Annotated in this window: 18 protein-coding genes and 1 tRNA gene; 16 read left to right on the top strand and 3 right to left on the bottom strand. The window is 67.9% G+C overall.

Annotation, left to right across the window (positions count from 1 at the left end; all coding sequences use genetic code 11):
• Positions 1–24: 24 nt before the first annotated feature.
• The 3 genes from ACQZ13_RS17965 to ACQZ13_RS17955 all read right to left on the bottom strand — a co-directional run bounded on the left by ACQZ13_RS17965 (position 25) and on the right by ACQZ13_RS17955 (position 3,125).
• Positions 25–1,740 carry a rhodanese-like domain-containing protein gene (locus ACQZ13_RS17965; RefSeq protein ID WP_431046766.1) on the bottom strand — a complete coding sequence of 572 codons (1,716 nt, stop codon included), beginning with the start codon at positions 1,738–1,740 and terminating at the stop codon, positions 25–27.
• 80 nt (positions 1,741–1,820) lie between these two features.
• Positions 1,821–2,798, bottom strand: coding sequence for an aliphatic sulfonate ABC transporter substrate-binding protein (locus tag ACQZ13_RS17960; protein WP_431046764.1), 978 nt, complete (start codon positions 2,796–2,798; stop codon positions 1,821–1,823).
• 162 nt (positions 2,799–2,960) lie between these two features.
• Entirely contained in the window at positions 2,961–3,125 is a 165-nt protein-coding gene (locus ACQZ13_RS17955; RefSeq protein ID WP_421037169.1) for a hypothetical protein, read from the bottom strand.
• A 65-nt stretch (positions 3,126–3,190) separates the two neighbouring features.
• On the opposite strand from ACQZ13_RS17955, the gene ACQZ13_RS17950 reads away from it, so the two are divergent.
• The 16 genes from ACQZ13_RS17950 (at position 3,191) to ACQZ13_RS17875 (ending at position 17,138) form a co-directional block, all read left to right on the top strand.
• On the top strand, positions 3,191–3,655 hold the full coding sequence (locus ACQZ13_RS17950) for a low molecular weight protein-tyrosine-phosphatase (protein ID WP_431046762.1): 465 nt from the start codon (positions 3,191–3,193) through the stop codon (positions 3,653–3,655).
• A gap of 170 nt (positions 3,656–3,825) precedes the next feature.
• Positions 3,826–4,359, top strand: a complete 534-nt coding sequence (locus ACQZ13_RS17945; protein WP_067273486.1) for a Fe-S cluster assembly transcription factor — start codon at positions 3,826–3,828, stop codon at positions 4,357–4,359.
• 55 nt (positions 4,360–4,414) lie between these two features.
• Positions 4,415–5,635: an IscS subfamily cysteine desulfurase gene (locus ACQZ13_RS17940; RefSeq protein WP_431046760.1), complete on the top strand. Its 1,221-nt coding sequence runs from the start codon at positions 4,415–4,417 to the stop codon at positions 5,633–5,635.
• Positions 5,636–5,698: 63 nt separating this feature from the next.
• Entirely contained in the window at positions 5,699–6,115 is a 417-nt protein-coding gene (gene iscU / locus ACQZ13_RS17935) for a Fe-S cluster assembly scaffold IscU (RefSeq protein WP_431046758.1), read from the top strand.
• A gap of 8 nt (positions 6,116–6,123) precedes the next feature.
• Positions 6,124–6,447: an iron-sulfur cluster assembly protein IscA gene (gene iscA, locus ACQZ13_RS17930; RefSeq protein WP_067282339.1), complete on the top strand. Its 324-nt coding sequence runs from the start codon at positions 6,124–6,126 to the stop codon at positions 6,445–6,447.
• Positions 6,448–6,496: 49 nt separating this feature from the next.
• Positions 6,497–7,018 carry a Fe-S protein assembly co-chaperone HscB gene (hscB, locus tag ACQZ13_RS17925; protein WP_431046756.1) on the top strand — a complete coding sequence of 174 codons (522 nt, stop codon included), beginning with the start codon at positions 6,497–6,499 and terminating at the stop codon, positions 7,016–7,018.
• Positions 7,019–7,082: 64 nt separating this feature from the next.
• On the top strand, positions 7,083–8,951 hold the full coding sequence (gene hscA, locus ACQZ13_RS17920; RefSeq protein WP_431046754.1) for a Fe-S protein assembly chaperone HscA: 1,869 nt from the start codon (positions 7,083–7,085) through the stop codon (positions 8,949–8,951).
• 58 nt (positions 8,952–9,009) lie between these two features.
• Complete coding sequence (gene fdx, locus ACQZ13_RS17915; protein ID WP_067273474.1) at positions 9,010–9,348, top strand: ISC system 2Fe-2S type ferredoxin; 339 nt, start codon at positions 9,010–9,012, stop codon at positions 9,346–9,348.
• A 33-nt stretch (positions 9,349–9,381) separates the two neighbouring features.
• Positions 9,382–10,440, top strand: a complete 1,059-nt coding sequence (gene tsaD, locus ACQZ13_RS17910) for a tRNA (adenosine(37)-N6)-threonylcarbamoyltransferase complex transferase subunit TsaD (protein ID WP_088407459.1) — start codon at positions 9,382–9,384, stop codon at positions 10,438–10,440.
• On the top strand, positions 10,440–11,768 hold the full coding sequence (locus tag ACQZ13_RS17905) for a branched-chain amino acid ABC transporter substrate-binding protein (RefSeq protein ID WP_431046751.1): 1,329 nt from the start codon (positions 10,440–10,442) through the stop codon (positions 11,766–11,768). Before tsaD ends, ACQZ13_RS17905 begins: the two co-directional genes overlap by 1 nt.
• A gap of 186 nt (positions 11,769–11,954) precedes the next feature.
• Positions 11,955–12,224 carry a 30S ribosomal protein S15 gene (gene rpsO / locus ACQZ13_RS17900; protein ID WP_088407458.1) on the top strand — a complete coding sequence of 90 codons (270 nt, stop codon included), beginning with the start codon at positions 11,955–11,957 and terminating at the stop codon, positions 12,222–12,224.
• Positions 12,225–12,541: 317 nt separating this feature from the next.
• Positions 12,542–14,680, top strand: a complete 2,139-nt coding sequence (gene pnp / locus ACQZ13_RS17895) for a polyribonucleotide nucleotidyltransferase (protein WP_431046749.1) — start codon at positions 12,542–12,544, stop codon at positions 14,678–14,680.
• Positions 14,681–14,717: 37 nt separating this feature from the next.
• The gene (locus ACQZ13_RS17890; protein WP_431046747.1) at positions 14,718–15,704 is read left to right on the top strand and encodes an NAD(P)H-quinone oxidoreductase; all 987 of its coding nucleotides are present in this window, start codon (positions 14,718–14,720) and stop codon (positions 15,702–15,704) included.
• Positions 15,705–15,752: 48 nt separating this feature from the next.
• Positions 15,753–16,493, top strand: a complete 741-nt coding sequence (tpiA, locus tag ACQZ13_RS17885; protein ID WP_431046745.1) for a triose-phosphate isomerase — start codon at positions 15,753–15,755, stop codon at positions 16,491–16,493.
• Between the two features lie 33 nt (positions 16,494–16,526).
• Positions 16,527–16,919 (top strand): preprotein translocase subunit SecG, encoded by a 393-nt coding sequence (secG, locus tag ACQZ13_RS17880; protein ID WP_088407454.1) that lies wholly within the window; start codon positions 16,527–16,529, stop codon positions 16,917–16,919.
• 134 nt (positions 16,920–17,053) lie between these two features.
• Positions 17,054–17,138: transfer RNA gene (locus ACQZ13_RS17875), tRNA-Leu, on the top strand.
• Positions 17,139–17,372: the final 234 nt, after the last annotated feature.

Raw genomic sequence — 17,372 nt, 5'->3', positions numbered from 1 at the left:
TCCGGCCCCACGGAGGCCCGTTGACTACGGGTTCGACGTCGTGGCGTCGGTGTCGGTGCCCGTGTCGATCACACGGAAGAAGTGCGTGCCGTCTCGGTCGAGTTGGGCGATCAGCCCGAATTCCCAGTCGAGGTAGGCCTGCATCGCGTCGCGCGCGTGGTTCGTGCCCTCATAGGGGCGGCGATAGCGGTCGTCGCGGGGGAAGGCCAGACGCGGGTTCGCGGATTCGATCGGTAGTCCGGCGTCGTACCAGGCGGACGTGCCGCCTTCAAGCACCAGCAACTCCCGCCCTTCTGCGGCCAGTTCGGCCGCGAGATCCGCGGCGACGAAACGCGGGAGCACGCCCAGGTTGCCGGTGAGCACGACGCGACGCGCATGCGGGATGACGTTCCGGAGCGCGTCCGCGAGCCGCGCCCGCGGACTCCACCAGGCGCCCGGAATGTGCCGGACGATGTAGGTGATGCTAGGCGCCACATCGACGACGACAGTGTCGGGCTGCTCGCGATCAGCCTCTTCGGCGCGCCAGCGGGCCAGTTCGGCGGGCGTGACGGTCGCGACCGACGGCGATAGCGGTTGCGGCGGCAGGTCGGGGCCTGTCTCGGTATGAGCGGCGGCGTCGGGCGGCAGTACGGCGACTTCCCAGCCCATCTGCGCGAGCCAGGCCGCCGCCATCGGCGCACGGATGCCGTCGTCGTCGGCCAGCACGACGCGCGCGCCGCGCACCGGCACGTGGTGATCAGTCTCCTGGACGAGTTGTCCGCCCGGTGCATTGCGGAAGCCGGGTCGATGACCCAACCCGTACTCGGCGGCGCTGCGGACATCGAAGCGATAGGTCGAGCGCCGCGCATCGGCCAGCCACTCCGCGAGGACCGACGCATCGATGCGCTGCACGTGCGCCCGACGGGCGAGGGCAGCCGCGCCCTCGCGGGCTGCGTTCAGATCGCCGACCGGCACGTCCTCATGGGAACGCCCCTGGCCCTGTGCCAGCGTGAGGCCGGCGAGCGTCCATCCGATCGTGCCGTTGCGCAGCGCGGCGACGGGATTCGGCACGCCGGCGTCGATCAGCGACTGGGCGCCGATCAGGCTGCGGGTGCGGCCGGCGCAGTGCACGACGATCGTCGTCGACGGATCCGGTGCGAGGTCGCGCGCTCGGCGCACCAGCTCGCCGCCCGGCGTGCTGATCGAGCCGGGCAGGCTCATCGTGCGGTACTCGTCGAATCGCCGGGCGTCGAGCAGCACGATGTCGTCCCGGCGCGCGAGGCGCTCCTGGACCTCTTCCGCCGGCAACGACGGCGTATGCCGGCGCGCTTCGACGAGTTCGCCGAAGGCCTTGCTCGGGACGTTAACGTCTCTGAAGAGTTCGAGGCCGTCGTCGCGCCATGCGCTCAGACCGCCCGCCAGCAGCGCGACGTCGGTGTAGCCGAGCGCTTGCAGCTTGCGCGCGGACGGCGCCGCGACGCCTTCGCCGTCGTCATAGACGACGATGGGGACGTCGCGCCGGGGCAATCGTCCCCACGCGTCGAGCTCCAGCCGCGAAGCCGCGAGATTGGCGGCCCACAGCGGATGGGCCTCGGCGTAGGCGGCCTCTTCGCGGACGTCGAGCAGCGCGATCTCTACGCGCGCCAGCAGCGCGGCGCGGACGTCGGCGGGCGTGCGGGTCGGCAGCGGTGCGGGGTGCTTCGGAGTCGGCGGACGGGAGAGCCCTTGGGCGGCCCCCGTATCGGAATTCAAGACGGACATGGCGTTGCTCCTGACGATCGGACCGGGGCGTTGCGGGTCGGGCATCGGCTCGGGGATCGGTGTCGAGTATGAGGTGCTGTTCAGGCCGGACGCCAGACGGGCGATTCCTGGATGGCGATGCGGCGCGGCAGGATCTGCGCGCCGCTGAAGGCGTCGGCGATGCGCTGCTGCTCGGAGAGCGACTCCGCGTCCACGGGGCGGACCGCATACGTGCGCCGCTCGTTGGCGGCGGCGACGATGGACGCGTCGAGGCCGAGCACCGGCGCATGCCATTCGGCTGCGGCGGCGGGATTCTTCTTCACCCAATCGCCGGCGCGCTGGAGTTCGTCGTAGACGCGTTGAAGCACCTCGGGATGCTGCTGCGCGAACGGGGTGGCCGCGAGATAGAAGCGCCGGTAGGAGGCGATGCGGGTGCCGTCGACCAGGATGCGGGCGCCGGACTGGCGCTGCACGGCGGCCAGGAAGGGATCCCAGACGACCCAGGCGGCGATGGCGCCGTTCTCGAAGGCCGAGCGGCCGTCGGCGGGATTGAGGTAGGCGGGCTCGATGTCGCGGATGGACAGGCCGGCCTGACTGAGCGCTTCCAGCAGCAGGTAGTGCGCGCCGGCGCCCTTGGCGAAGCCGATTTTCTTTCCCTTCAACTGGGCGACGCTGGTGATCGGCGAATCCTTGCGGACCACGATGGCCTGCGCGGTGGGCGAGGGTGTCTCGATCGCGTAGTAGGTGAGTTTGGCGCCGGCGGCGAGCGCGAATGGCGGGACCGCGTCGGCCACGTCCGCGCTGAGGTCGAGCGCGCCGATGTTGAGCGCTTCCAGCAGCGGCAGGCCGGAGGTGAACTCATGCCAGCTGACGGTGACCTGTTGCGGCGCGAGCGCCTTCTCCAGGAGGCTGCGCGACTTCAGGAACAGCGTCAGCGTGCTGGACTTCTGGTAGCCGATGCGCAGGGTCTTGGCGTCGGCGGCGAGCACCGGGAGCGCGGGCAGGGCGGTAGCGCCCGCGAGAGTGGCTGCTTGGGCCAGCCATTGGCGGCGGGTGGTCGGAACGGCGGAGGAGGGCATGGCGCGGGGAGCTCGCAATCACGAGGAAACGGGAGATCACCGCAGCCTAGGGATCCTCGTCACGACCTGGAACGAAGCAAAGCGAGGATCGATAGACGCCGCCGGCGTCAGGCAGGCGCCGCCTGCGCCTTCAGCCAGGCCAAGACCGTCGTGCTGACGACTTCAGCCCGCCCGCGGCGTGTCGCGCTGGGGCGGGGTTCCGGAAGTCGGCGAGGAGGCGGCCTTGTCCTCCAGGGCCCATTCCAGCAGCGCCGCGGTCTTCTCGTCGCCGAGGTCGATCAGTTGCAGGCGGGCGAGACGGATGGTTTCGATTTGCGTGAGGCTCATGGCAGCTTTCCAAGGGTTGGGAACGGTGGAAGGGCAAATCCCGGGCCAAGCCACAATACAGCGTCATGGCTGCAGAACTCTCCATCCTCTTTGTGTGCACAGGCAACATCTGTCGCTCGCCGACGGCGGAAGGGGTGCTCCGCCATCAACTGACGGCCATGGGCCTGGCGGACCGGGTCCACGTCGACTCCGCCGGCGTCCAGGGCTGGCACGCCGGCGAGGCCCCCGACGAACGCTCCCAAGACCACGCCTTAAAAAGGGGCTATGAGCTCGGCGACCAACGGGCGCGCGCGCTTCGCACCGATGATTTCGAGCGCTTCGATCTCTTGATCGCCATGGATGGCGGCCACCTGCGCGAACTCCGCCGACGCTGTCCTGCTGCGCTGCAGCACCGGATTTCCCTGCTTCCGGGGGAGATCGAGGTACCAGATCCGTATTACGGCGGTGCGGACGGGTTCGAGCAGGTGCTCGATCTGTTGGAGTCCGGATGCGGTCGCCTGGCCCAGATGGCGGCCAGCCGCCTGGCCTGAACAGGCCCCCTCGGCCCCTGTCCGGGGTAACCCGAGCAAGCTTCTTCTTAATTGAGTAAAATGGTCGGACTTAGCGGGGGTTAACCCTCTGCTCCGTGAGTCGACCCGGCGTCAGCCGAGCCGCCGCCTCCATGTCCTGTAGCCCGACACGGGCGCCAAGGAGAAGTTCGATGCGTCTCACCACCAAAGGTCGTTTTGCCGTCACCGCGATGATCGATCTGGCCCTGCGCGAAAACGGCGGGCCCGTCGCGCTGGCGGCGATCAGCCAACGCCAGCAGATCTCGCTGTCCTATCTGGAGCAGCTGTTCGGCAAGCTCCGCCGCCACCAGCTGGTCGAATCCACCCGCGGTCCCGGCGGCGGCTATTCGCTGGGCCGGCGCTCCGATGAGATCACCGTCGCCGACATCATCGTCGCCGTGGACGAACCCATCGACGCCACCGGCTGCGGCGGCAAGGAAAACTGCATGGGCGACGACACCGGCCGCTGCATCACGCACGACCTGTGGACGGCGCTCAACAACAAGATGATCGAGTACCTCGACTCGGTCACGCTGCGCAAGCTCGTCGACGACCAGCTCGCCAAGGGCGTCACCGTCGAGGAAGCGCCGATCAAGCGCGCCATCTCGAGCACCCCCGTCGTCAAGCCCATCCGCATCACCGCGCCGAATTCCGTGTTCGCGCTCGGCAATGCGATGAGCAAGTGATTCCGGCCCTCCGGTCCACGTCAACCATTCAGTAGTCGACAAGAAGAACGTTCCCATGGACATGACCCCGCACTTCCCCATCTACATGGACTACGGCGCCACCACGCCGGTGGACCCGCGCGTCGTCGACGCGATGATTCCGTGGCTGCGCGAGCACTTCGGCAATCCGGCGTCGCGCAGTCACGCGTGGGGCTGGGAAGCGGAAGAGGCCGTGGAGAAGGCGCGCGTGGAAGTCGCCAAGCTGATCGGCGCGGATCCGCGCGAGATCGTCTGGACCTCCGGCGCGACCGAGTCGAACAACCTCGCCATCAAGGGCGCGGCCAACTTCTATCAGTCCCGCGGCAAGCACCTGATCACGATCAAGACCGAGCACAAGGCCGTGCTTGATACGACGCGTGAGCTGGAGCGCCAGGGCTTCGAGGTCACCTACCTCGATGTCCAGGAAGACGGCCTGATCGACCTGGATGTGCTGAAGGCGGCCATCCGCCCCGACACGATCCTGATCTCGGTGATGTTCGTGAACAACGAGATCGGCGTGATCCAGGACATCCCGACCATCGGCGCGCTGTGCCGCGAGAAGGGCATCGTCTTCCACGTCGACGCCGCGCAGGCCACCGGCAAGGTCGAGATCGACCTGGCCACGCTGCCCGTCGACCTGATGAGCCTGGCCTCGCACAAGTCCTACGGCCCCAAGGGCATCGGCGCGCTGTACGTGCGTCGCAAGCCGCGCGTGCGCCTGGAAGCGCAGATGCACGGCGGCGGTCACGAGCGCGGTCTGCGCTCGGGCACGCTGCCGACGCACCAGATCGTCGGCATGGGCGAAGCCTTCCGCATCGCCCGCGAGGAGATGGCCACCGAGCTGCCCCGCATCAAGGCGCTGCAGCAGCGCCTGCTGGACGGCCTGAAGGACATCGAGCAGGTGTTCCTGAACGGCGACCTGACCCGCCGCGTGCCCCACAACGTCAACGCCTCGTTCAACTACGTCGAAGGCGAGTCGCTGATCATGGGCATCAAGGGCATCGCCGTGTCGTCGGGCTCGGCCTGCACGTCCGCGAGCCTGGAACCGAGCTACGTGCTGCGCGCCCTGGGTCGCAGCGACGAGCTGGCGCATTCCTCGCTGCGCATGACGATCGGCCGCTTCACGACCGAAGAGGAAATCGACTACGCCGTCTCGCTGCTGAAGGACCGGGTCGCCAAGCTGCGCGAACTGTCCCCGCTGTGGGACATGTACAAGGAAGGCGTCGACATCAGCACCATCCAGTGGGCGGCGCATTGAGCGTCCGCTGACGGCGAAACGAACGACGCAGTTCATCAAGACAAAGTTGTTGGAGAACACGACATGGCATACAGCGACAAGGTCATCGACCACTACGAGAATCCCCGCAACGTGGGCGGCTTCGACAAGGGCGACGAGTCCGTCGGCACCGGCATGGTCGGCGCGCCGGCCTGCGGCGACGTGATGAAGCTCCAGATCAAGGTCAACCCCGCGACCGGCCTGATCGAGGACGCCAAGTTCAAGACCTACGGCTGCGGCTCGGCGATCGCGTCGAGCTCGCTGGTCACCGAGTGGGTCAAGGGCAAGACCCTGGACCAGGCGCTGTCGATCAAGAACAACCAGATCGCGGAAGAACTGGCCCTGCCGCCGGTGAAGATCCACTGCTCGATCCTGGCGGAAGACGCGATCAAGGCCGCGGTGGACGACTACCGCGCCAAGCACGGTCAGAGCGCCGACGCAGGCGCGACCGCGACGGCCTGAGGTCCATGATGTCCGTCACCCTGACCGAAGCCGCGGCGCGGCACGTCACACGCTACATCGCCAAGCGCGGTCGTGGCGTGGGCGTGCGCCTGGGCGTGAAGACCACCGGCTGCTCGGGCCTGGCCTACAAGCTCGAGTACGCCGACGAGGTGGCCCCCGAGGATGTGATCTTCGAAGGCCACGGCGTGAAGGTGCTGATCGACCCGAAGAGCTTGCCGTACCTGGATGGCACCGAGTTGGACTTCGTCCGCGAGGGCCTGAACGAAGGCTTCAAGTTCCGCAATCCGCGTGAGAAGGACCGCTGCGGCTGCGGCGAATCCTTCCGAGTCTGAGCTCGATACGCGAGGAAGGGCGCGGCCACGGTGCCGCGCTTTTTTGTTCATGAAACTCGACGACGACGACTTCATCCTCTTCGGCCTGCTGCAGCGCTTCGCGCAGGACGGCGCCGAGATCGCCGAGCGCTGGAAGGCGCTCGCGGCCAAGGTGCATCCGGACCGCTTCGCCGCCGACGGTGCGGCGTCGCAGCGCCTGGCGATGCAATGGGCGCTGCGCGTCAACGAGGCGCACCAGCGCCTGCGCGATCCGCTCAAGCGCGCGTCCTACCTCTGCGAGTTGCGCGGCGCGCCTATCCAGGCCAACGAGAACACCCGCATGCCCGCGGCGTTCTTGATGGAGCAGATGGAATGGCGTGAGTCGCTCGACGAAGCGAAGACGTCCGACGCGATCCTGGCCATCGACAAGCAGGTCGCCGACCGCGAGCGAGCGCTGCTGGCGCAGGCCGGCCGCCAGCTCGACGACGAGGACGACCCCGCCGGCGCCGCCGAATCGGTGCGCGCGCTGATGTTCCTGACGCGTTTCCGCTCGGACATCGACCATCGGCTCGACACGCTTGAGCATTCCTGAGGCCGGAACGACCACGAGCGCCCAGGATCGCCTCCTCGACATCCGAAGAACAAGACAACACACCATGGCCCTGCTGCAAATCTCCGAACCCGGCGCGTCGCCCGATCCCCATCAGCGCCGCATCGCGGTGGGCATCGACCTCGGCACGACGCATTCGCTGGTGGCGTCGGTGCGCCACGGCGTCGCCGAATGCCTGCCGGACGACCAGGGTCGCGTGATCCTGCCGTCGGCCGTGCGCGTGATGCCGGAAGGCCGCCGCCAGTTCGGCTACGACGCGCTCGCCGCGCAGGCCGAGGATCCGGAGAACACCATCGTCTCGGTGAAGCGCTTCATGGGCCGCCGCCTCGACGACATCGCCAACCGCGAGAAGCTGCCGTACCGCTTCGAGGATACGCCCGGCATGCTGAGCGTGGTCACGCGCGAGGGCCTGAAGTCGCCGGTCGAGATCAGCGCGGAGATCCTGGCCACGCTGCGCCAGCGCGCCGAGGACACCTTCAACGACGACCTGTTCGGCGCCGTCATCACGGTGCCCGCGTACTTCGACGACGCGCAGCGCCAGGCGACCAAGGATGCCGCGCAGCTCGCGGGCCTGAACGTGCTGCGCCTGATCAACGAGCCCACCGCCGCCGCGATCGCCTACGGGCTCGACACCGGCAACGAAGGCCTCTACGCCGTGTACGACCTGGGCGGCGGCACTTTCGACATCTCGCTGCTGCGCCTGACGAAGGGCGTGTTCGAGGTGGTCGCGACCGGCGGCGACGCGCAGCTCGGCGGCGACGACTTCGATCGCCTGCTGGCCGACTGGGTGCTGGCGCAGGCGGGCCTGAGCGTGAGCAGCGCGGCCGACAAGCGCCGCGTGCTGGTCGCAGCGCGCGAAGCCAAGGAATTGCTGACCGACCACGAGCGCGTGACCTTGAGCGCCGCGCTCGATGCCGGCGCGCTGAGCGTCGAGGTCTCGCGCGGCCAGTTCGACGAACTGGCGCAGCCGCTGGTCAACAAGACGCTGCTGGCCGTGCGCCGCGTGCTGCGCGACGCGAAGGTCGCCGCGGACGAGGTGCAGGGCACGGTGATGGTCGGCGGCTCCACGCGCATGCCGATCGTGCGCCGCGTCGTCGGCGAGCTGTTCGGCCGTGAAGTCCTGACCGATCTGAATCCCGACGAAGTCGTCGCGCTGGGCGCCTCCGTCCAGGCCAACCAGCTGGCCGGCAACAGCTCGGACGGCGAGATCCTGCTGCTGGACGTGATCCCGCTGTCGCTGGGTCTGGAGACCATGGGCGGCCTGGTCGAGCGCATCATCGAGCGCAACGCCACCATCCCCGTGGCGAAGGCGCAGGACTTCACCACCTTCAAGGATGGCCAGACCGCGCTGGCGGTGCACGTGCTGCAGGGCGAGCGCGAGCTGGTGAGCGAGTGCCGCTCGCTGGCGCGCTTCGAGCTGCGCGGCATTCCGCCGATGGTGGCCGGCGCCGCCCGCATCCGCGTGACCTTCCAGGTCGACGCCGACGGCCTGCTGAGCGTCTCCGCGCGCGAGCTGGGCTCGGGCGTCGAGGCGGCGGTTCAGGTCAAGCCGAGCTACGGCCTGTCCGACGACCAGATTGCGACGATGCTGCGCGAAGGCTTCGCCAGCGCCGAGGGCGACATGGTCGCCCGCAAGTTGCGCGAAGCACGCGTCGACGCCGAGCGCATGATCCTCGCGACCCAGTCCGCGCTGCGCGCCGACGGCGACCTGCTCAACGACGACGAGCGCGCCGGGATCGCCGCGCTGCAGACGGACCTGCTCGCGAAGGCCCAGGCCGACGACGCGGTCGCGGATGCCGATGCGATCACCGCCGCCGTCGAGGCGCTGGCCAAGGGCACGGAAGCCTTTGCCGCCGCGCGCATGAATCGCGGCATCCAGCAGGCCCTCACCGGCCTCAGCATCGACCAGGTCTGACCGCAAGCCGACGCCCAGCCGGAAACGCTCCGCTCGCCAGCCTCAAGGACACCTCCCCATGCCCGTCATCAAGATCCTTCCCCATCCCGAATACGCGCCCGAAGGCAAGTCGATCGAGGCCCCCTCCGGCACGACGATCTGCGAGGCGATGCTGGACAACCACATCGACATCGAGCACGCCTGCGACCAGGTCTGCGCCTGCACGACCTGCCACGTGATCGTCCGCGAGGGCTTCGCGTCGCTGTCCGAGATGGAAGAGAACGAGGAAGACATGCTGGACCGCGCCTGGGGCCTGGAGCCCAACTCGCGCCTGTCCTGCCAGGCCATCCTGTCCAACAAGGACGTGACGGTCGAGATCCCCAAGTACTCGATCAACCACGCCAAAGAGAACCATTGAGCCTTCGCCCTGCGAAGCGGAACGACTGATCCCATGCGCGTCCTCGGCATCGAATCCTCCTGCGACGAAACCGGCGTGGCGCTGGTCGACGCGTCCGGCGACGGCGTGCCGACGCTGCTCGCGCATGCGCTGCACAGCCAGATCACCATGCACCAGGCCTACGGCGGCGTGGTGCCCGAGCTGGCCTCGCGCGACCACATCCGCCGCGTGCTGCCGCTGACCCGCGAGGTGCTCGCGGGTGCCGGACTGTCGCTGGCGGACGTCGACGTCGTCGCCTACACGCAGGGGCCGGGTCTTGCCGGCGCGCTGCTGGTCGGTGCCGGCGTCGCCGCGTCGCTGGGCGCCGCGCTCGATCGGCCGGTGATGGGCATCCATCACCTCGAAGGCCATCTGCTGTCGCCGTTCCTCTCGGCGGATCCCCCGGAGTTCCCCTTCGTCGCGCTGCTGGTGTCCGGCGGCCACACGCAGCTGATGCGCGTCGACGACGTCGGCAGCTACGAGCTGCTCGGCGAGACCATCGACGACGCCGCCGGCGAAGCCTTCGACAAGTCGGCCAAGCTGCTCGGCCTGCCGTATCCCGGCGGCCCGCATCTCTCGAAGCTGGCGGAGCAGGGGAATCCGGAGGCTTTCGCGCTGCCGCGCCCGCTCATGCACAGCGGCAAGCCGGACTTCAGCTTCGCCGGTCTGAAGACGGCGGTGCTGACGCAGGTCCGCAAGCTCGAGGCGCAGCCTGATGGCATCACTGAACAGCAGCGCGCCGATCTCGCGGCGTCGACACAGGCGGCCATCGTTGAAGTGCTGGTCAAGAAGGCGCTGCTCGCGCTGAAGGAAACCGGCCTGAAGCGCCTGGTCGTGGCGGGCGGCGTCGGCGCCAACAAGCGCCTGCGCGAACAGTTGGATGCGGCCTGCGAGAAGCGCCGGGTGCGCGTCCACTATCCCGAGCTGCACCTGTGCACGGACAACGGCGCCATGATCGCGCTCGCGGCCGGCCTGCGTCTGCAGCGCGACATGGCGAACCTGACGCGCGGCGGGGGCTTCGAGGTCAAGCCACGCTGGGATCTGTCGCAGCTCGCCAGCCCCGCGCAGCTGTGATGCGCTGGACGAGGAGGGCGGTGGTCGCGCTGACCGCCGTGACGGCCGTTGTTTGTGCCGTCGCTGGCGCGGCGCCCGCTCCAGCCGCTCCGGCTGCCGCGGTCGCGATCACTTCTGTGGTTCCGGCTGCGCCGATCCGCCTGGCCTTGATCGAAGGGCTCTCCGGTCCGCTGGGCAACGGCGGCGAGGCCGTGTTCCGCAACCTCGTCTGGGCCGCTGAACGCGTCAACTCGCGCGGCGGCGTGAAGCTGCCGAGCGGCGCGCGGCGTCTGGAGATCGTCCGCTTCGACAGCAAGGGCTCTGTCGAGGAATCGCTGGCCATGCTGCGCTCGGCGACGGATCAGCGCATCCCGGTAATCCTCCAGGGCAACAGCTCCGCCGTCGCGGGCGCGCTGATCGGCGCGCTCGACCGGCACAACGCCCGCGAGCCCGAGCGCCGCGCGCTGTTCCTCAACTACGCAGCCGTCGATCCCGCGCTGACCGGCGCGCAGTGCAGCTTCTGGCATTTCCGTTTCGATGCCCACACCGACATGCGCCTGGCGGCGCTGGTCGAGGTGATCGCCCAGGACAAGCACCTCAAGCGCCTCTACCTGATCGGCCAGGACTACAGCTTCGGCCAGCATCTGCGCGAGCAGGCGAGGGCGATGCTGGCCGAGCGTCGCCCCGATCTCCAGATCGTCGGCGACGAGCTCCATCCGCTCGGCCGCGTGAAGGACTTTCTCCCCTACGCGACCAAGATCCGCAGCAGCGGCGCCCAGGCGGTGCTCACCGGCAACTGGGGCAACGACCTGACGCTGCTGATCAAGGCGGCCAAGGACATCGGGCTCGATGCGCGCTTCTACACCTTCTACGGCAACGCGCTGGGCGTGCCCGGCGTGCTGGGCGAGGCGGGCGTCGACCGCGTGCTGGCGGTGGCCGAGTGGCACCCGAACGTCGGTACCGTGGACTCGGAGCGTTTCTATACGGCGTTCCGCCAGCGTTTCCCCAAGCCGGAGCACGACTACCTCCATGCGCGGATGCAGCTCATGATCGAGATGCTGGTCGCCGCGATGGAGAAGGCCGGGAGCACCGATCCGAAGGCGGTCGCGCTCGCGCTGGAGGGGTTCAAGCTCGACGGCCGGCCGCTCGGCGTCGCGCACCAGGGCTGGATGCGGCCTGCGGACCATCAGCTCCAGCAGCCGCTGTACGTCAGCGTCATGCGCCGCGCCGGCGAAGCCGGAACGCCGCACGACAACGAGGGCTCCGGCTACGGTTTCCGCACGCTGCGCTACCTCGATGCCGCGCAGGCGGAGCAGCCTTCCGGCTGCCGCATGCGGCGCCCATTCTGAAAACCATCGTTTGCGGCTATACTCCGCGGCTGTCCCGCCAGGTTTGTCCTGGTGGCGGCAATCAGCACGACACGGGTCGGTTTCACCTGTGATCGCAAGTCAAACCTCGGAAACCGTCTGCGCACTTGACGCCTTCACTGGCATGCCGGCGGACCTTCCGAATCATTCCGGAACAAGGAACGCATCATGTCCAGCTTCGACCAAAACAAGGCCGAGATCGTCAAGGCCAACGCGCGCAGCGCCAATGACACCGGCTCGCCGGAAGTGCAAGTGGCCCTGCTGACCGCGCGCATCAACGAACTGACCCCCCACTTCAAGCTGCACGCCAAGGACCACCACGGCCGTCGCGGTCTGCTGAAGATGGTCAACGCGCGCAAGAGCCTGCTGGCCTACCTGAAGAAGAAGGACGCCGACCGTTACACCGCCCTGATCCAGAAGCTGGGTCTGCGCAAGTAATCGGCGCATGACAGCAAAGAGCCTGATTGGTCTGACTCCAACAGGCTCTTTGTCGTTTCTGCGTGCTTTCAGCGAGCTGTCGGCCGGAGTGTTCCGGCAGGCGGCCCGACCGGTCGGTGGACCGGTCACACAACGGAGTTGAACTGACGTGGCGCCGATGTGTCATTCCAAAGCGTTTGCAAGGCCTTTGCAAGGCGTTCTCCGGCGGCAGCCGGGACGCGCAGCCGCTCTGGAATGGCATCCCGCCAAACCCAGTTTCACTCCCGGTCCTTGTGCCGCACCGTGAGCGGCGCATCCCTGAACTGAGGAGAACTCGAATGAGCATGTTCAACAAGGTCGTGAAGACCTTCCAATGGGGTCAACATCAGGTCGTGATGGAGACCGGCGAGATCGCCCGTCAATCCTCCGGCGCCGTGCTGGTGAACATCGAGGACACCGTGGTGCTGGCGACCGTCGTCGCCAAGTCCTCCCCGAAGGCGGGCCAGGACTTCTTCCCGCTGACCGTCGACTACATCGAGAAGACCTACGCCGCCGGCAAGATCCCCGGCAGCTTCTTCAAGCGTGAAGGCCGTCCGAGCGAACTCGAGACCCTGACCTCGCGCCTGATCGACCGCCCGATCCGCCCGCTGTTCCCGGAAGGCTTCTTCAACGAAGTCCAGGTCGTGGTCCACACGGTGTCGCTGAACCCTGAAGTCCAGGCCGACATCGCCGCCCTGATCGCCACCAGCGCCGCGCTGGCCATCTCCGGCATCCCGTTCAACGGCCCGATCGGCGCCGCCCGCGTGGGCTACGTCAACGGCGAGTACGTGCTGAACCCGGGCAAGACCCAGCTGATCGACTCCAAGCTGGACCTGGTCGTCGCCGGCACCGAAGCCGCCGTGCTGATGGTCGAGTCCGAAGCCGACCAGCTCAGCGAAGACATCATGCTGGGCGCCGTGACCTTCGGTCACGACCAGGGCAAGGTCGCCATCGCCGCGATCAACGACCTGGTCCGCGACGCCGGCAAGCCGTCCTGGAACTGGGTCGCCCCGGCCAAGGATGAAGGCTTCATCGCCAAGGTCACCGCCCTGGCCGAGGAAGAGCTGCGCGCCGCCTACCAGATCCGTTCGAAGCAGGCCCGTACCGAAGCCTGCCGCTCGGCCTACTCGAAGGTCAAGGCTGCCCTGACCGCCGAAGGCACCGAATTCGACGGCGTGGAAGTCGACGGCCTGCTGTTCGAGATCGAAGCCCGCATCGTCCGCGGCCAGATCCTGGCCGGCGAACCGCGCATCGACGGCCGCGACACCCGCACCGTCCGCGCCATCGAGATCCGCAACGGCGTGCTGCCGCGCGCCCACGGCTCCTCGCTGTTCACCCGCGGCGAAACGCAGGCGCTGGTCGCCGCGACGCTGGGCACCGACCGCGACGCGCAGACCATCGACGCGCTGGCCGGCGAGTACTCCGAGCGCTTCATGCTGCACTACAACATGCCCCCGTTCGCCACCGGCGAAACCGGTCGCGTGGGCAGCCCCAAGCGCCGCGAAATCGGCCACGGCCGTCTGGCCAAGCGCGCGCTCGTCGCCGTGCTGCCGACCAAGGAAGACTTCCCGTACTCGATCCGCGTGGTCTCGGAAATCACCGAGTCCAACGGCTCCTCGTCGATGGCCTCGGTCTGCGGCGGCTGCCTGTCGCTGCTGGACGCCGGCGTGCCGCTGAAGGCGCACGTCGCCGGCATCGCCATGGGCCTGATCAAGGACGCCAACCGCTTCGCCGTGCTGACCGACATCCTGGGCGATGAAGATCACCTGGGCGACATGGACTTCAAGGTGGCCGGCACGACCTCGGGCATCACCGCGCTGCAGATGGACATCAAGATCCAGGGCATCACCAAGGAGATCATGCAGGTCGCCCTGGCGCAGGCCAAGGAAGCCCGTCTGCACATCCTGGAAGCCATGGTCGGCGCGCAAGGCGCGGCCAACACCGAGATCTCGCAGTTCGCGCCCCGCCTGTACACGATGAAGATCAATCCGGAGAAGATCCGTGACGTGATCGGCAAGGGCGGCGCCACCATCCGCGCGCTGACCGAAGAGACCGGCACGCAGATCGACATCGGCGAAGACGGCACGATCACCATCGCGTCGACCGACGGCGCCAAGGCTGAGATCGCCAAGAAGCGCATCGCCGAGATCACCGCGGAAGCCGAGATCGGCAAGGTCTACGAAGGCCCGGTCACCAAGATCCTGGACTTCGGCGCGCTGGTCAACATCCTGCCCGGCAAGGACGGCCTGCTGCACATCAGCCAGATCGCGCACCAGCGCGTCGAGAAGGTCACCGACTTCCTGAGCGAAGGCCAGATCGTCAAGGTCAAGGTGCTGGAGACCGACGAGAAGGGCCGCATCAAGCTGTCGATGAAGGCGCTGCTGGATCGCGACGCTCCGGCGCCGCACCACGGCCACGGCGAAGGCTCGGGCGAGTAATCGTCCAGCCCTCCGGCAGCTCAAGCCACCGCATGCCATGAAGGCGATCGCCATCACCCAGCCCGGCGGACCCGAGGTCCTGCAGCTGGTCGAGCGCGCCGACCCCGTCGCCGGGGTTGGCGAATGCTTGATCCGCGTGCAGGCCTACGGCATCAACCGTCCGGACGTGCTGCAGCGCAAGGGCGCGTATCCGGCGCCGGCCGGTGCCAGCGATCTTCCGGGTCTGGAAGTCGCGGGCACGGTCGAGTCGGGTGACGCCCAGGCGCTGGCCGCCGCCGGCCTGAAGGTCGGCGACGCGGTCTGCGCGCTGGTCGCGGGTGGTGGTTATGCCGAGCTCTGCGTCGCGCCGGTGGCCCAGTGCCTGCCGGTGCCTGCGGGCTGGAGCATGGTCGAGGCGGCGAGCCTGCCGGAAACCTTCTTCACCGTCTGGAGCAACGTCTTCGAACGCGCGCGCCTGCAGCCGGGCGAAAGCCTGCTGATCCATGGTGGCAGCAGCGGCATCGGCGTGACGGCGATCCAGCTGGCGAAGGCGCTGGGCTCGACGGTGCTGGTCACCGTCGGCAATTCGGACAAGGCGAAGGCCTGTCTGGCGCTAGGCGCCGACGTCGCGATCAACTATTGCGACCAGGACTTCGTCGAGGAAGTGAAGACGGCGACGAGCGGTCGCGGCGTCGACGTGATCCTGGACATGGTTGCCGGCAGCTATGTCGCGCGCAACGTGCAGTGCCTGGCCGACGACGGCCGTGCCGTGATCATCGCGGTGCAGGGTGGTGTGAAGGCGGAGTTCGATGCGGGTCAGGTCTTGCGCCGCCGGCTGACGATCACCGGCTCCACGCTGCGTCCGCGTCCGGTCGCCTTCAAGGCCGGCATCGCCCGCTCTCTGCGTGAGCGCGTGTGGCCGTTGCTCGAGTCGCGGGCGATCTCGCCGGTGATTTTCAGGCAACTACCCGCGTCGGAAGCCGCCGCGGCGCATGCGCTGATGGAATCGGGCGAGCACGTCGGCAAGATCGTGCTGAGCTGGTGAGCGGTCCGCTCATCCGCAGGATTTTTCGGATTCAAGGGAGTTGATCTGATGCGCAAGAAACTGGTGGTCGGCAACTGGAAGATGCACGGTACCCGTGCGTCCAACGCCGTGCTGCTGGCGGGCCTCAAGGAAGCGGGTCCGTGGAACGCCCAGGTCGCCGTGTGCGTGCCGTTCCCGTACATCACGGACACGGCGCTCGGGCTGACCGGCACGCAGCTCGCATACGGCTCGCAGGACGTGTCCACGCACGAGCAGGGCGCCTACACCGGCGAGGTGTCGTCGGCCATGCTGGCGGACCTGGGTTGCCGCTACGCCATCGTCGGCCACTCGGAGCGCCGCGCGTACCACGCCGAAAGCGATCAGCTGGTCGCCGACAAGGCCAAGGCCGCGCTGGCGCACGGCGTCACGCCGATCGTCTGCGTCGGCGAGACGCTGGCCGAGCGCGAAGCGGGTCGCACCGAGGAAGTCGTCAAGCGCCAGCTCGCGGCGGTCATCCACACGCTGACGCACTGCATCGGCGAGATCGTGGTGGCCTATGAGCCGGTGTGGGCGATCGGCACGGGCCTGACGGCCACGCCGGAGCAGGCTCAGCAGGTCCATGCGCTGCTGCGTCAGCAGCTGCGCGCGGCCACGCAGAAGGCCGATCAGATGCAGATCCTGTACGGCGGCAGCGTCAAGCCCGACAACGCCCCCCAACTGTTTGCGCAGGCTGACATCGACGGCGGCCTCATCGGAGGCGCCGCGCTGAAGGCGGTTGATTTCGCGGCGATCTGCCGCGCTGCCGGCTGACCCCCGGCGTTCAAGGTTCCTGGAGAAATAGCAATGCAAGTGATGATGAATCTGGTGCTGGTGCTGCAACTGATTGCAGCCCTGGCGATGATCGGCCTGGTGCTGGTGCAGCACGGCAAGGGCGCCGACATGGGCGCGTCGTTCGGCAGCGGTGCCTCGGGCTCGCTGTTCGGCGCGACCGGCAGCGCGAACTTCCTCTCGCGCTCGACGGCCGTCGCGGCGACGATCTTCTTCGTGTCGACGCTGGCGCTGGCCTACATGGGCAGCCACCGCGAAGGCGGCATCGGTTCGGGTCCGTCGGCGGGCGAGCAACTGCTCGAACGCGCCGCCGTGCCGTCGGCGCCGGCCTCGGCTGCGGTGCTGCCGGGCGCCTCGATCGCTCCTCAAGCCGCGCCTTCGGCCGCCGCTTCCGGCGCGTCGAACTGACAGGGCTGGGCGGCAAGCGCAAGCACCTCGACAAAATTGCTTTGGTTTCCTTTTGGAGCTTGAAAAGCACTATAGAATTCGAGGCTGTCTGAAGCGCAAACCGTCAAGACAAGGTCACTGAAAGGTGACGACAAGCCGACGTGGTGAAATTGGTAGACACGCTATCTTGAGGGGGTAGTGGCGAAAGCTGTGCGAGTTCGAGTCTCGCCGTCGGCACCAGAATAAATCGGCCTGCCATGGTCTTCGCGATCTAGCCGGAAAGCCGGATCGACAATCGATCAAGCAGGTTGAGGACTCGGGAAATTCCAGCGCACAACAGGTGTGCGAATTTCCAGAGGACAAGGCGGGCGCGGTCCGTGAGCGATTGGATAATCGCTGGCGGCGCGCCCGTTGCTTTTGCCGAATCGTTGGTCGGCCCTGGCCCGCCAATCTTCGGTGACACGCCGGGAAATG

This window comes from Roseateles sp. L2-2, from assembly GCF_050613215.1.
Classification (GTDB): domain Bacteria; phylum Pseudomonadota; class Gammaproteobacteria; order Burkholderiales; family Burkholderiaceae_C; genus Roseateles; species Roseateles noduli.
Note: the sequence above shows the minus strand (reverse complement) of the source record. Positions and strands in the feature narration are given on the sequence as shown.